The organism is Roseovarius sp. MBR-51 (assembly GCF_053628575.1).
In genome coordinates, this window is record NZ_JBRJGQ010000016.1 from 44,620 (window position 1) to 59,003 (window position 14,384).

General features: G+C 60.8%; 14 protein-coding genes. 9 read left to right on the plus strand and 5 right to left on the minus strand.

Annotated features, from left to right (window positions below; genetic code table 11):
- Positions 1 to 7: 7 nt before the first annotated feature.
- Positions 8 to 1,945: a penicillin acylase family protein gene (locus ACSSVY_RS18880; protein WP_454271298.1), complete on the plus strand. Its 1,938-nt coding sequence runs from the start codon at positions 8 to 10 to the stop codon at positions 1,943 to 1,945.
- Positions 1,942 to 2,934, plus strand: coding sequence for a cytochrome c oxidase assembly protein (locus ACSSVY_RS18885; RefSeq protein ID WP_076695163.1), 993 nt, complete (start codon positions 1,942 to 1,944; stop codon positions 2,932 to 2,934). Before ACSSVY_RS18880 ends, ACSSVY_RS18885 begins: the two co-directional genes overlap by 4 nt.
- Before the next feature lie 237 nt (positions 2,935 to 3,171).
- On the opposite strand, the gene mntR is transcribed toward ACSSVY_RS18885, so the two are convergent.
- Complete coding sequence (gene mntR, locus ACSSVY_RS18890) at positions 3,172 to 3,642, minus strand: manganese-binding transcriptional regulator MntR (protein ID WP_005641374.1); 471 nt, start codon at positions 3,640 to 3,642, stop codon at positions 3,172 to 3,174.
- A 94-nt stretch (positions 3,643 to 3,736) separates the two neighbouring features.
- On the opposite strand from mntR, the gene ACSSVY_RS18895 reads away from it, so the two are divergent.
- The 4 genes from ACSSVY_RS18895 to phnE are packed head-to-tail and all read left to right on the plus strand — an operon-like array spanning position 3,737 to position 8,029.
- Positions 3,737 to 5,617 (plus strand): cytochrome c peroxidase, encoded by a 1,881-nt coding sequence (locus tag ACSSVY_RS18895; RefSeq protein ID WP_454271300.1) that lies wholly within the window; start codon positions 3,737 to 3,739, stop codon positions 5,615 to 5,617.
- Positions 5,617 to 6,492, plus strand: a complete 876-nt coding sequence (locus ACSSVY_RS18900) for a phosphate/phosphite/phosphonate ABC transporter substrate-binding protein (RefSeq protein ID WP_454271302.1) — start codon at positions 5,617 to 5,619, stop codon at positions 6,490 to 6,492. Before ACSSVY_RS18895 ends, ACSSVY_RS18900 begins: the two co-directional genes overlap by 1 nt.
- Entirely contained in the window at positions 6,489 to 7,271 is a 783-nt protein-coding gene (locus ACSSVY_RS18905) for a phosphonate ABC transporter ATP-binding protein (protein WP_046002643.1), read from the plus strand. The genes ACSSVY_RS18900 and ACSSVY_RS18905 overlap by 4 nt, the downstream gene beginning before the upstream one ends.
- A complete protein-coding gene (phnE, locus tag ACSSVY_RS18910) occupies positions 7,271 to 8,029 on the plus strand; it encodes a phosphonate ABC transporter, permease protein PhnE (RefSeq protein ID WP_046002642.1) in 759 nt (252 codons plus the stop codon). The genes ACSSVY_RS18905 and phnE overlap by 1 nt, the downstream gene beginning before the upstream one ends.
- Positions 8,030 to 8,032: 3 nt before the next feature.
- Here the strand turns inward: phnE and ACSSVY_RS18915 are convergent, their stop codons facing one another.
- Together ACSSVY_RS18915 and ACSSVY_RS18920 are read right to left on the minus strand one after the other, a co-directional pair.
- Complete coding sequence (locus ACSSVY_RS18915; RefSeq protein WP_040643433.1) at positions 8,033 to 8,509, minus strand: L,D-transpeptidase family protein; 477 nt, start codon at positions 8,507 to 8,509, stop codon at positions 8,033 to 8,035.
- Between the two features lie 99 nt (positions 8,510 to 8,608).
- On the minus strand, positions 8,609 to 11,005 hold the full coding sequence (locus tag ACSSVY_RS18920) for a heavy metal translocating P-type ATPase (protein WP_454271304.1): 2,397 nt from the start codon (positions 11,003 to 11,005) through the stop codon (positions 8,609 to 8,611).
- A 169-nt stretch (positions 11,006 to 11,174) separates the two neighbouring features.
- Between ACSSVY_RS18920 and ACSSVY_RS18925 the strand changes: the two genes are divergently transcribed.
- Positions 11,175 to 11,444: a hypothetical protein gene (locus ACSSVY_RS18925; RefSeq protein ID WP_005613342.1), complete on the plus strand. Its 270-nt coding sequence runs from the start codon at positions 11,175 to 11,177 to the stop codon at positions 11,442 to 11,444.
- 39 nt (positions 11,445 to 11,483) lie between these two features.
- Here the strand turns inward: ACSSVY_RS18925 and ACSSVY_RS18930 are convergent, their stop codons facing one another.
- Together ACSSVY_RS18930 and ACSSVY_RS18935 are read right to left on the minus strand one after the other, a co-directional pair.
- Complete coding sequence (locus ACSSVY_RS18930; protein WP_005613343.1) at positions 11,484 to 12,149, minus strand: L,D-transpeptidase; 666 nt, start codon at positions 12,147 to 12,149, stop codon at positions 11,484 to 11,486.
- Positions 12,150 to 12,584: 435 nt separating this feature from the next.
- Complete coding sequence (locus tag ACSSVY_RS18935; protein WP_425442834.1) at positions 12,585 to 12,932, minus strand: ArsR/SmtB family transcription factor; 348 nt, start codon at positions 12,930 to 12,932, stop codon at positions 12,585 to 12,587.
- Between the two features lie 59 nt (positions 12,933 to 12,991).
- Here ACSSVY_RS18935 and ACSSVY_RS18940 point away from each other — a divergent pair, with 59 nt between their 5' ends.
- A complete protein-coding gene (locus ACSSVY_RS18940) occupies positions 12,992 to 13,846 on the plus strand; it encodes a cation transporter (RefSeq protein WP_037298733.1) in 855 nt (284 codons plus the stop codon).
- Positions 13,843 to 14,352, plus strand: a complete 510-nt coding sequence (lspA, locus tag ACSSVY_RS18945; protein WP_009824417.1) for a signal peptidase II — start codon at positions 13,843 to 13,845, stop codon at positions 14,350 to 14,352. The genes ACSSVY_RS18940 and lspA overlap by 4 nt, the downstream gene beginning before the upstream one ends.
- Positions 14,353 to 14,384: the final 32 nt, after the last annotated feature.

Sequence of the window (14,384 nt, forward strand, 5' to 3'; positions counted from 1 at the left end):
CAACGAATTGAAACGACTATTCAACATATTACTGTACTTGCTCCTGGCGGTTTTTGCATTAGGACTGACCGTATCCGGTGTCGTCTACTTTCTTTTGCGCGCCTCCGTCCCCGACTATGACGAGGATTTCAGTGTTGCGGGTATCGAAGGTCCAGTCGATATTCTGCGAGATGCTGCGGCCATACCGCACATTTCTGCAGACTCCGCTCCGGACGCCTATTTCGCGCTTGGTTTCGTTCACGCTCAGGACAGGCTTGGCCAGTTATTGAGGGCAAGGCGGGCAGCGCAAGCCTTGATGCCACTTGACCGGACGATCGAAGTTGAGCCTTCGACAGCCCAAGCGCTCGACGCATATGCCGCAGGTGTCAACGCGTGGCTTGGCCTGGTGTCCGAAGGCGGGCGCGGCAGAGGCTCACCCGATCTGTTGATCGCGGATGAGAGAATGATCGCAGCCTGGAGACCCGTCGATAGTCTCAGACTTGCCCAAGCGTTTCTGAACGATCTTCAACCCGAGAGACGGCAGAATGACCTGTCCGGCTTGTCAGATCTACCGATCCCGTCGGATCGACCTCTTTTGCCCGAGCTATTTGTGACCTCGCCCAAGGTCAGCCTCGATGCTTGGGCGTTGCCTGGAGACAGAACAGCTACCGGAGCACCAATTCTCGCCGCCGATATACGTGGCCCCTTATCGCTGCCTTCTGAATGGTACCTGGCGGATATTCAACTCCCGACCGGAGCCGCGATTGGGGCTACATTGCCGGGTGTGCCCTTCATTGTCGTCGGTCGCAGCGAACGCGTCGCTTGGGCGTTCCGATCTGTGTCCCAGAAAGCCGTTAAAGAGCCAGAGAATCCCACGGCCGCGCAGGCCAGCAATTTTCTGATGATGCTTGACCGTCTGGCGCGGTCCGCCGATGTGAACGATGCTATGGACGCATGCATGAACCTGTCACCAGCCGGATTGGAGATTCTTGCGATCGACCGAGAAACCCTTGCTCGCTGGCCTGACAGGGAGGTCGAAACTCCTTTATCGTTTCGAGACGCCCGTCTGGCTGCTCTTGATGAGCGGCAGCCGATATTCTCGGTCGAGGGCGCGATTACGGTGCAGCGCGACACGGTCAGCGCTGCCGCGCGGGCGCTTCTTCCTATAATGGCAAAAGAGCTTTGGTTCGTGGGTTCCAGAGGTGCTCTCGAAGAGAACCGCGCAAATGAGCTTCGCGGCGATATTCTGGATCAACTTGCCCAATGGAATGGCGACATGGATCGCTTTTCACCGGAGCCGCTCGTGTTCTGGGCCTGGGCGCGCGCGTTGCAAAAGCGAATACTTCAGGATGAATTTCCATCCGCGACGAAGGTCTGGGCCAGGCCAAATCCCGATGTCCTATTTGCGGTGCTTTCAGATCGCGGAGGGAGCGCAATCTGGTGCGACATCCGCCCGTCTACCCGCATCGAGACCTGCCAGGATCAGGTTCGTGCGGCCCTGGATGATGCCATCGGCTGGCTTGTCGACCGCTACGGACCCGATCCGTCCGCCTGGGCCTGGGGCGAAGCACACGCTTTGAATATGGGGTGGGCACCAATCCGATCGAGCGGGATCATCAGCGATCTGCTGTCTCTCGAAGCCCCATCTTCCGGCGATCCCGACACACTGATTGCAACACTGTTCACTTCTGACAATGACCGCCCGTTCGCGACCAGCGCGGGCACCAATTTTCAGGCGGTCATGTCGTTTTCGGAAGAAGCCGGATCCTATTTCATCGCGCCCGCCGGTCAGTCCGGCCACCCGCTCTCACGATTCTATGAAAACCTTTTTCTCATGTGGATGCAGGGCAAATACCTCGCGATGTCCACTGATCTGTCCTTGGCCCGGGGTGGCGCTGTGGGAACATCCCGACTTTTACCGGCATCTGTCCAAAGGCCAACAATACAAGATGACAGGAGCCAATGATCGCCTACTTCCTCCTTTTCGACCCGTTTGGATACGCGATTTCGCCAGTGTCCCTTGTTTCCGTCAGCTTGGCCGCATGGATCTACATGCGCGGCGTCGCGCGATCCACACGGCTGCGCGGGACGGTTTCCATTTGGCGGCAAGCCCTGTTCTTCGCTGGCTTGACCTGCATTCTCGCGGCCACGAATGCGCCTCTGGCTTCGTTGGGGCACAGCCTCTTTTCGGCGCATCAAGTGGAGCACCTTCTCCTCCGCCTTGCAGGACCACTACTCATCGCGGTCACTCAGCCGTGGCGATTATTGCAAGCCGGTTTGAACAGACGGTGGCGTCGATACCTCGGCGCTCTTGGAAAATCTATTACTTTGCGGTTCTTGGCACATCCGGTAACCGCCACTGCTGCGCTCATCACGTCGCTCTTTATCTGGCAGATTCCAGTGCTTTACGGACTTGCGCAGCGCATCGCGGCGATCGAGGTGTTCGCCCATTTTGCGATGGTGCTGGCAGGGATCTGGTATTTCGGCATGCTCTTCGACCCGAGAGATCCCCCTGAGGGCGCGAGGCGCGGCGCAAGGCTGATCTCTGGTTTTGCGGTGATCGTTTCAAACATTTTTCTGGGTTCCTTGACGACACTCAAAGAGGTGAGCCTCTATGCCTCCTACCAAACGGCGGGAACCGGGTTGCTCGATCCCCTGTCCGACGAAACCATGGGTGGCTATACGATCTGGGTCCCGTCCTCGATGCTGATGATCGCCGCGATCATTCTGGTCATGAACGGGTGGAACGCGGCCGAGGTGCGTCGCTGGAATTCACGATATGAGTTGGTGCGAGGCTCGAACTCCGCGGCGCTCGAGTTTCCGGAAACGGCCGAAGAATTGCGTCTGAAAGTGGCAAAGCCAAACCGCGACATGGGCCGGACGCTCGCCATAGGCGCCTTGGTCATGTTCTTCATCGTCATGACGACGGTGGTGACTATTGTCTATGCGCTTTGAACAGAGGAGCAAATCAAAGGTTGTACCCACGTCTTTTCCCGCGATCGACATTTTCGCTGCACCGTCGTCGCAGTCAGAGATTTTGGGCACACTATCTCGGGCTGGCCAAGCTCAGAGGACACGAACGATTTTCTGCACTAAAGTTGACCATCAGAACAGACCCACCAGCCTTTGACTGCTGACGCCGCCGCCTCCTGAGTCTTGCTTTGCTGAATTTCGCGAGAACTTGATGCTGCGCTACTTGCCGCTCTCAGATTGCAGGAGGGCGTGTTCGAAGGCCTCCAGCGTGGTCGTGCTGACGTGATGCTCGATCCCCTCCGCATCGCGTTCCGCAGTCTCTTCGTCGATTCCCAGGCTGAGGAGAAACGCGACGACGATCCTGTGCCGCCGGCGGCAGGCCTCGGCCAACTCCCGACCGGCATCCGTGAGGAATATGGCGCGGTAAGGTTCCCGCCGCACCAGGCCAGCAGCTTTGAGTCGCGAGATGTTCTTGGTCACGGTCGGCGGCTTCACTCCAAACCGTTCGGCGATTTCCACCGGCCTTGCCTCTCCGCGCGACTCGATCAGTTCGGCGATCAGTTCAACGTAATCTTCCGCCATTTCGCTCTCATGTGCCTGACGCACGGTCGCGAATCCCTCAGCCTGTGCTTCGGGAGCCCTGTCGACAGTTTCGAACGGTTCATGTTCCTGTGATTGCAGCTTTGTCATACTTGGGACTTTGCAGGGAAACTGCAGGATTGACAACTTGTTTGCATAGGGTAGATAAATTAGCCGTGGCTAACTTTGAAGTTGGGAGACCACGGTGATTCAGAAATTCCTTGGAGCGTTCATTGCCGCACTCGCAAGTGCGCTCGTCCTGTCCGGACCTGTCGCTGCGACGCCCGCCAAGGAGGCCCCATGGCTTCCAGAGGCGGCGGCCTACCGGTTGACTCTCTTCCTCGCGAATCTCGAACTGCTGCCCTGGGATGACGTCGGGACCGCCTGGGCCGAATCCTACCGGGGTTCGGAATTCGCTGTCGGTGCATTGGCATGGCTGAACGGCAGCAGCGACATTGGACCCGCGCCCCTTCTGAACGCCATAACTCGCAAGGACCGCCAGGCGGTCTTCGCCGAGGCGACGCGGCTGATAGCGCGCAGGATCGACGAGGAACTGGACCGGGCAGTCATGGCCGACGACCCTGCACGTGCACAGCAGGCCGTGCGGACAGCTCGAGAACTCTATCGCGCATTCGCGGACGGTATCTCGGCTGCTGATCCCGACGCTTCGAGACGCATCGGCCTCGCCTGGCTGGAACTCAACAGCAGCACAGGCTCCGCCGGTGTTCTTGGTGCTGGTGCCACACCCGCGAGTCGCAAAACCATGGAAGCCGCGCGCGAAGTCATCTCCGGCTATCTCGCCGAGAATTACCTCGTTGACGATTTCGCGCCCCGCCGGACGCTGAGCGCGCTGCCGGAAACTGTTGTCCTAAGTGGCCGCACCATCGAGGTGCCGCCAAGCCTGCCGCCGGGGTCTGACATGTTCGATCAGGATCCGCTGCCGCGCCTCGTCCTCAATTTCGAGGAGCAGGGCATCGACGAGACCGACCTGCCTTTGGTGGCATATGGCGACATGTTGTTCGACAGCGCGCAAATCTTTGGCAATCCGGCGCAGGACCTCGGGGTCGCTTGTTCGACCTGTCACAACCGCTCGGACGTCAACCAGCGGCTTTTCATTCCGGGTGCGAGCCATCAGCCAGGCGCGATCGATGTCGATGGCGCCTTCTTCAATCCGATCTTCAATGACCGGCGCGATGATCCGATTGACATCCCCAGCCTCCGTGGCCTGCGTTTCACCGGGCCCTACGGCCGCGATGGCCGCTTCGCCTCCTTGCGTGATTTCACCCGCAACGTCATCGTCAACGAGTTCGGCGGCGATGAACCGACGCCCTTCATGCTGGATGCTCTGCTCGCCTACATGCTCGAATTCGACTTCCTGCCCAACTCCATGCTGACACCGGATGGTCAGCTGACCGAAGCCGCTCCCGAGGCCGCGCAGCGCGGCGAAGCGATCTTCAATACGCCCTTCGCGGCGCTCGGCGACCGTTCCTGCGCCAGCTGCCACGTCCCGGACACGAACTTCCTGGACCGGCAGGCCCATGATATCGGCTCGGTTGCGTCGGCCTACGATGGCGCCCGCACCGGTGCGATGGATACACCCACGCTGCTCGGCACGGCCTACACCGCACCCTATTTCCATGACGGATCTCTGCCGACGCTGGCCGCTGTCGTGGACTGGTTCGACGAATCGAAAGCGCTCGGGCTGACCGCGGCGGAGAGGGCTGACCTGACGGCCTATCTGGAGACCGTGGGCGCAGCGAATGAGCCCTATGAGGCATTCGACGCCGAGAACACCGCCTTCCGGCTGGCATTCTCCGAACTGACGACATTCGCCTCGACGCTCAATACGTTGCTGCCACAGAGGGATGCGGAGCACATTCTGCTGCTGACCGACACCGTCGCCGCGGACCTTTCGGCGGACGCCAGCACAATGTCGAACTTGGCTGCGCGGCCCGAGGTCTACGCGTTGGCCGAGCGGCTGGCCGAGGTCGGTGCCGCCGTGCGCGGTGAAGACTGGGTGGCCGCCGAAGCCAGTTGGACCGCGTTCAAGTCCGAAGCCGACGCAATCGAAGAGAGGGCATTCTGATGGCAATCCATCTGAATCGCAGAACGATGTTGGCACTGGCCGGTGCGGGCGCAGTATCGCTCGCAACCCCGTTGGCCGCGCAGGACACTGCGTTGCGGCTGGCTTTCATCCCGCAGGAGAACCCCGAGAAGCTTCTGGGCGACATTGAAGCCATCACCGGCTGGCTGGCTAGTGAGATCGACGTCCCCGTCGAAGGGTTTGTTACCATCGACCATGCGGCAGCGGTCGAGGCGCTGCGCAATGGCGACGCGGATATCTACTTCATGGGCGCCCTGCCTTTCGTCCTGGCCGAGGCCGAGATCGGTGCCGTGCCACTCCTGTCCGAGGTCTACCGCGACGCGCCGAGCTACACGGGTCGCATCTTCGTCCGGCGCGATAGTGGCATCGCAGGGCTTGCCGACCTGCGCGGGCGCGACATCGCCTTTGCCGATCCGATCTCGGAATCTGGCTATCTCTATCCGCTCGCCGAATTCGTCGAGGCTGGGCTGATCGACGGTCCGGGCGCGGCGGAGGCATTCTTCGGCCGCGTCTTCTTCGCAGGCGGCTATCAGCAGGCCATGCAGGCGATGGCCGAAGGTCTGGTCGATGCCGCGGGTGCCAGCCAGTATGCGGACCTGCTCCTGACGCCGCAGCAGCAGGCACAGGTGACATGGATCGCGGAAAGCCCGCCAATCCCGAGCCATGTCGTGATCGCGCGACCCGGGTTGGATGCCGAGGTGCAAGACCGCTTCACCAACGCGATGCTGCAGCTCAACGAACCTGAGAACCGCGACAAGCTGCGCTATCTCTACGGGCCGGACGGCTATGTCAGGGCCGACTCCGCCGCCTATGGCGGCGTGCGCGACATGGCACGGCGATATGGGCTCCTGGAATGAACATTGCGATCCGGATCGACGACCTGAACTTTGCCCATCCGGGCGGGAGTGTTCCGGCGCTGGAGCGGGTCTCGCTTACAATTTCGACCGGCGAAAGCGTCGCTTTGCTCGGCCCGTCCGGGGCAGGAAAAACAACGCTGCTGGCATTGCTCGACGGCAGGCTTCAGGGCTGGCGCGGGCGCGTTTCAGTCTTGGGTGCGCCGCTCGATCCCGACCAACCGCCGCCGCGCGCAAGCCGACCTGATACCGGTTTCGTGTTTCAGGAATTCGCCTTGGTCGAACGCTCCACGGTTCTGCGCAACGTGCTGAACGGCCGCCTAGGCCGGATGGCGCCCCTGCGCGCCCTGCTGGGGTCGCCAACGCCACATGATCTCGACATTGCGCGCACAGCCCTCACCGATTGCGGCATTGCCGATCTCGCCGAACGCCGGGTCGACAGTCTCAGCGGCGGCCAGCGGCAGCGCGTGGCCATTGCGCGGTGTCTCGCGCAGGAGCCACGGCTGATCCTCGCCGACGAGCCGGTGAGCAACCTCGACCCCACCCGCGCTGGGGAGGTCTTGGCGCTGCTGACCGGGGCGGCGCAAGCGCGCGGCGCAACGGCGCTGTTTTCCTCGCACCAGCCCGACCTGGCGCGGCGTTTCGCGCAGCGCATCATCGGCATGCGGGATGGGCGGATCGCCTTCGATGTACCGACCTCCGAGTTGAACGATGATGCGACGGCGGAGCTCTACCGCGAGGTCGAACCATTGCCCGGTCTCAGCCTCAGGGCGGTGTCCTGATGCAGTTTGGCGGGTTTGGCGGGTTCGTTACCAGCGCCCTGATCGCCGGCGCGATCCTCTGGTCCTTCGCCACGACCGATGTCGAGTTGTCGCGTCTCGTTTCGGCCGGTCCGCGGATCGCTGACTTTCTCGGGCGGATGTTCCCGCCCGATCCGACAGTGATGGCCGAGATCAGGAAGGGCAGCGCGGAAACGCTGAGAATAGCGATCCTCGGTTCCCTCGGCGCTGTGATCCTGTCGATCCCTCTGGCCATCCTCGCCTCCGAAACGATGGTATCGCCTGCGGTGTTCCGGCCGATCCGAACGCTGCTTGCCTTCATCCGGGCGATTCCGCTGATCCTCGTGGCCATGCTCATGGTGGGCGCTGTGGGGCTCGGGCCGCTGCCCGGCATCATCGCGGTCGCCTTTCATGCAACGGGGATGCTCGCCAAGTTCTATGCCGAGGCGATCGACGGCGTGTCCCGCGCGCCGATCGCCGCACTGGAAAGCGCGGGCGCCGGGCCGCTCGTGCGGCTCAGATACGCGATCTGGCCGCAGATGGCGCCGGTCGTCGCCCGCGACACGATTTTCCGGTTCGAGTTGAACCTGCGCGAGTCGCTAATCCTCGGCATTGTCGGCGCGGGCGGGATAGGCTTTTACATCCAGACCTACGTGCGCTCTTTCCAGTATGATAAGGCGGCCAGCGTCACGATGGCGGTCGTCGCCATGGTCATCGCCATTGAGGCGATCAACGTCGCGCTGCGGCGCCGCTTCACCTGATCCTTAAGCGTATATGTCGATCGGTGTCCCGTCCCTGACCATGGCATAGATTTCCTCGATCTGGCGGTCAGTGACGGCGATGCAGCCTGCTGTCCAGTCGCGGACATTCATTGGGTCAGTCCCCTTGCGCGGTCCGCCGTGGATGAAAATGTCGCCACCGGGCGACTTTCCTTGGGCCTGCGCAAAAGCGATGTCTGCCGCGTTGGGATATGAGATGCCGATTGACAGGTGAAAGAGGCTGTCCGGGTTGCGCCGATCAATCACGTAGGAACCCTCCGGCGTACGGCCGTCCCCCTCGAACTGCTTGTGACCTTCGGGCGCGAAGCCTAATCCGATGGGATAGGTCCGCAAGACGTCATCCGCCCCGTCCAGAACCAGAAACCGCTCTGCCTTGTACATGCGTAGCCGGGCCACTTCGGGTCCGTTGTACGACCGGAACTTGCTGGCACAGCCTGACAGGAAGGCGGCAAATCCGCCCATCAAAAAGGCGCGCCGTGGAAATCTGGTGTTTGTCACTGCTCGACGCCCCTTTTTGCGAGGTCTGTTGGTGCCAGAGGTTACTCTAACGAAGACGTCGGATCAATGACCGTGCGCCAGTGCTCCCTTCGCCATCTGCTCGCCCACCGGTTCACCGCCCGAAGGCCCGTCCTTGATCCGATGCCCGTTCAAAAGCCGCAGCGCATTGGCGACCACCAACAGGGATACGCCTACATCCGCAGCGATGGCGCCCCACATCGAGGCCATCCCGAACGCGGTCAGCCCGACGAACAGCGCCTTGGTTGCCAGCGATATACCGATATTCTGGTGGATAATCGTCATTGTCCGGCGAGAGTGAGCAATCAGCCACGGCACTCGAGCCAGATCGTCGGTCATCAGCGCGATATCGGCCGTCTCGATGGCCGCGTCCGAACCGACAGCCCCCATGGCGATGGCATAATGCGCCCGCGCCATCGCCGGTGCGTCGTTCACGCCGTCACCGATCATCGCCACCATGTCGTGGGTTGCCACCAGTTCCTCGATGGCCGTCACCTTGTCTTCTGGCAAGAGATCGGCACGCACCTCGTCAATGCCGACCTCGGCCGCCACTGCACGCGCGGTGCGCTCGTTATCGCCGGTCAGCATGACGATTGTCTTCACGCCCTGCGCGTGTAGGCGCGCAACGATCCCCTTTGCATCTGGGCGGATGCGGTCGCGAAGCTCCAGTACGCCGGTCACGCCGGTCTCGTCACCCACGGCAACGAGGGTGCTCCCTGCCCCTTCGATCCGATCCCGCAGATCCGCCGGAATGGCATTGCCGAACCCCTTCTCTTCGGCGAAGCGATCCGAGCCGAGCCAGATAGCGCGCCCGTCGGCGCGTCCTTCCAGACCGCGCCCGGGCACGGTGCGGGTGTCCTCTGCGGCAGACACGGAAACACCATCGGCTTCGGCGCGCGAGAGGATGGCGCGTGCCAGCGGGTGTGAAGACCGCGCCTCCAGACTTGCTGCCAGCGCCATGAGATCGCGTGCGGAAACGCCGACCAGTGGGTGAACCGCCGCCACCTCAGGCTCGCCCATGGTGATCGTCCCGGTCTTGTCCATCGCCAGTGCCGTGGTCCGCCCCGGCGCCTCGACATAGGCGCCGCCCTTGATGAGCACCCCCGCCCGTGCCGACGCGGTCAGCGCCGCCACGATAGAAACCGGCGTAGAAATGACCAGCGCGCAAGGACATGCGATGACCAGAAGGACCAGAGCATTGTAGAACCAGTAGTCCCAGGCGCCGCCGAGCAGCAGTGGCGGCACCAGCGCGATGGCGATCGCCAAAGCCATCACGATGGGTGTGTAGATGCGCGCGAACTTGGCCACCCACTGTTCGACCGGCGCGCGGCGGGCATGGGCATCGCCCACCATGCGAATGATTTTCGCGAGCACCGTGTCCGAGGCGGCCTTCGTCGCCCGCACCGTCAGTGTGCCCTCGCCGTTGATCGTGCCGGCATAGACCTCGTCGCCGGGTTCCTTGGGCACTAGCGCGCTTTCCCCAGTAATTGGGGCCTGATCGACGGCCCCTGCCCCGTCCACGACCTCACCGTCGAGGGGGATCCGGTCGCCGCCGCGCACGATAAACCTTGCATTGACTGCCACGGCCGCGGCCGGAACGTCGGATTCAGATCCGTCGTCGTAAAGAACCCGCGCCGTTGGCGGCGCCAGATCGAGGAGAGATGAAACCGCGTTGCGTGCGCGACCGACACTCCAGCTCTCAAGATAGAGCGACAAAGAGAAGAAAAACGCGACCGTCGCGGCCTCGAAGAATTCGCCGAGCCCGATGGCTCCTGCAACGGCCACCACCATCAGTAGGTTCATGTCTGGCGAAAGTCGCCGCGCCGAAGACCATGCCTTGGGCGCAACCAGCCAGACCCCAAAGAGGATCGCGACGGCGAAGATCCCTGCTTCCGCCATAGGCATAGGCACCTCGCCATGCCCCGCAAAGAGCCCGAGCGCGCCGCCCATGCCGGTCTCGACAATGTGAAAAAGGAATCCCGCCGCCCAGAAGCCGCCGCTCAACGAGGTAAAGCGCTTCTGACGTGCCAGATGCGCGGCCTGATCCTCTGCTGCGTTGTCGGCGTCCCACGGTTTTGTGCTCATGCCGGTACTCGCGACCAGTTGCGAAACCTCGTTGTCCGAAATTCCGACTGCGGTATCCAGAATCGTCATCCGACCATTGATGACATCGAACGCCAGATGCTCAGTCCCGCCGACTTTTGGACCGACCACCCTATTCAGGATTGCCACCTCTTCGGCACAATCTAGACCGGAAACTTGAAAACTTCGCCCATTCGAGGGGATGGATTGTGCCGGTCCCGTGTTGGCTCCAGCACCGCAGCACGCAACACCTTTTCCATGAGAGTGGGGAACTACGCTCGCATGTTTGTGATCATCACCATGATCGTGACTGCAGTCAGAGCTGTGCTTGTGGTCGTGGCGGTGGCCATTGGAAGACATGGGATTGACCTCGGGATTCGTTCATTCCACATTGAGATAGCCCCTACAGTAACTAGAGCTTCAAGAGCAAAAACAGAAACTTGGTCAAATAAGGACACAGACCTGCGGAACCTTGAAACGCGCCGTTAAGTCTGAGGACGCGGCTGACCTGCCAAAGAGTGAGATAGATATGCTTCAAAAATATGCGGTGATCATGGTTGCAACATTGGCCCTGGCTGGCTGCGCGGTGCCTTCTAAGGAAGACAACGATCCATTCAGGATCGGCAATGTTCCAGAATCTGTCGCAGCCCTCGCTGCACCCGACCAGGATCTCATCACGGCACGGCTACGTCCCGAAGATAATTGCTATTGGTATGCCCATAGTGGGCCGGTGGAAACGACCTTGGTCCCGTTGCGATCGGCAGGCGGCAATCCCATCTGCGTCGCGCGCCAATCCTGATTGACGCGTCCAAGCGTCGGATTGACGGCGCGGCTTGGGTCAACTCTGCGGAGTCACGCTGTCCTCGGCCGAATATAGGAACGCCGTCGAGCCAATCTCCACATTCGGATACAGATCGTTTATGTGCGCCATGACCATCCGGACGCAACCGGAACTGGCTCGGCCGCCGATGCTTCGCGGCTGTGGTGTACCGTGGATGCGCAGATAGGTGTCTCGGTCCCCGACATAGAGATAAAGCGCCCGTGACCCGAGCGCGTTCTCAGGTCCGGGTTCCATACCGTCAGCGATGTCGGCGTAGAGCTCCGGGTCGCGGTCAATCATGTTCTGTGTTGGCTGCCAATGCGGCCACCTGACCTTGCGCTTGATCGTGTAGACGCCTGGCTCATAAAGTTTGCCACGAGCAATCGCTACGCCATAGCGCATCGCCGTGCCGCCTTCCTCGATATGGTAAAGATAGCGCGCGACAGCATCGACATGGATGTCACCGGCCACAAGACCATCTTTAGTTATAACCCGCTGCGGCAGAAAGCGCGGGTGCAGGCCCCACGGGTTTGATGTGGCTGGGTTATAGCCCGGCGGTGTAATCTGTGCATCCCAAGCCGCCTTTTCCGCTTCAGTGGGCCAGGTGTCAGCGAGGAGCGGACTCGAGATAGACGCCGAGAACAATGCGGCAGTCGTCTGGATGAAGTGTCGTCTTGTCAGCATATAGATTGCTCCGTTCACGCATTGGACGGCAAACCGAACCTTACCCCGAACGCAGTGTTGTTCGCCCGGGAAAGAGTGAGGCGTTATTGGCAACTTGCTCCATGGTGCCGTTCTATGTCGGTGGCTTAACTCCTAAAGCTACTAGAGGTTCAAGAGAAATTTTGATGCCAGACGATCTCGGTAATACTTCGGGCCCGTTCGTTTCTTTATCAGTCTAAGCGCTGTCACGATCTGTGGGGTGAAACCAGGCTACTGCCACGATGCCGGGCCTCGTCTTGATCTTCGCTTCAATTGTGATCCTTAACTCGCTATGCCGAGCAGTTAAATTGAGCGCTTTCAATAATGGGTCTTTTCAACACGTTTGGCAGCAAGCCCCATATAAAATTTTGCCTCACGCGGAAGTGGTCGTGATGACGTGCATTGGGATATTATCGTTCACGCTTCGCGATAATTGTCACAAGCCCCAACACCTTCTGCGACCACATCAAGCAGGGCGTCTACATCATTTAAAAGAGCTGCTATGCGCGGACTGCTGATCCGGTAGCGAATGAAGCGCCCATCGCGGTCGCTGGCGACAAGTCCGCAATCCAGAAGGCATCGCAAATGATTTGACACGTTGGGCTGCGATAGCCCTGTGCGTTTGACGATCTCGTGAACAACCAACGGTCCTTCACACAGCACGCCCAGTATCGCCAGTCGGCTCGGGTCGGCAAGACCGCGAAAGAGCTTTGCCCTACGCTCGATGCCAGCGGCCGCAGCATTGCGATCGGCGAAGACTTGCATCATATCACTCCTTGCTGATATGTTTGAACTTGATCCACTTTAGCAGGAGTATTGCACCGATGGCCAACACCGAAAGCACCCGATCGACAGCAGATACGTCGCCCGTCCGTTACCGGGTTTCCGGAATGGATTGCGCCAAGGATGCCGCCCAGATCGAGCGGGCGGCGCAGTCTGCGGGTGTCGCGCCCGACGCAGTGAAAGTATCAGCGGCGACCCATATCATGACTCTGAAAGTCCCTGAAGCAAGCCTGCCGGAGATTGAAAAAGCCGTTGAGACAACGGGATATGGGTTCGACCGCATCGAGAGCGACGAGGACCTTCAGCAAAGTGCGGCCCATCAGGACCCGGGCTACCGCCGCGCGCTCTGGATCGTCGTGATTCTAAATGTCGGTTACGGCGTTCTGGAAATGATTGGTGGGTTTATTGCCGGGTCACAGGCGGTGAAGGCCGACGCGCTGGATTTCATCGGCGATGGCGCGATCACTTTCTTGGGGCTTCTTGCCATCGGATGGAGCCTTCTCTGGCGGGCACGCTCTGCCCTGATCCAGGGCATCTTTCTCGGCCTGCTTGGCCTTGGGGTCTTTAGCACGACCATCATAAGGGCATTCGAGCCGACAACCCCAGACGCCACATTGATGGGGATTCTGGGCCTGATTGCTCTTGTGATAAATGTCATCTCCGTGCTGCCGTTGTTGCGGTACCGCAAGGGCGATGCGAACATGCGCGCTGTCTGGCTTTTCTCGCGTAACGACGCCATCGGCAACGCCGCAGTCGTTATCGCCGCTGGGCTAGTGGTTTGGCTGGGCAGCGCTTGGCCCGATCTTATCGTCGCGTTCGGGATCGCCGGACTGTTCCTGCACTCGTCATGGGCGATCATCCGCGACGCGCGGGCCGATCTGAAGGCGGTGGCATGAACAGCCGCGTTCTCGGTGGGCTTTGCGCCATCGCCGCGTTTGGTGTTGATCAGGGCACCAAGGCTCTTGCCCTGAACTCCCCGGCGCTTGAGAACGGGGTCGAGGTTCTGCCCTTTCTCAACCTCGTGCGGGTTTTGAACGATGGGGTCAGCTTCGGTATGCTCGGCGGGGTCGTACCCTGGTGGGGTCTGGTCGCACTTGCTGCCGTGGTCGTGGCATGGCTGCTGATCTGGCTATGGAAGGCTCCGGACGGGCTGACAGGTGCGGCGCTCGGTCTGATCATCGGAGGCGCGCTTGGCAATATCCTTGACCGTCTGCGCTATCAGGCCGTCCCTGACTTTCTCGACTTCCATTACGGGTCATACCACTGGCCGTCCTTCAACTTGGCTGACGTGGCGATCTTTTGTGGGGCAGCATTGCTGTTCTGGGACAGCTTTCGCACCTCGAAAGTCAGGCCGGAAAATCGGGAACAAGACAATCGCAAGGGAGATGTCACGGGGGGATAACAGCTAACAGGCAAAGAACTTTGGGAGGGAAT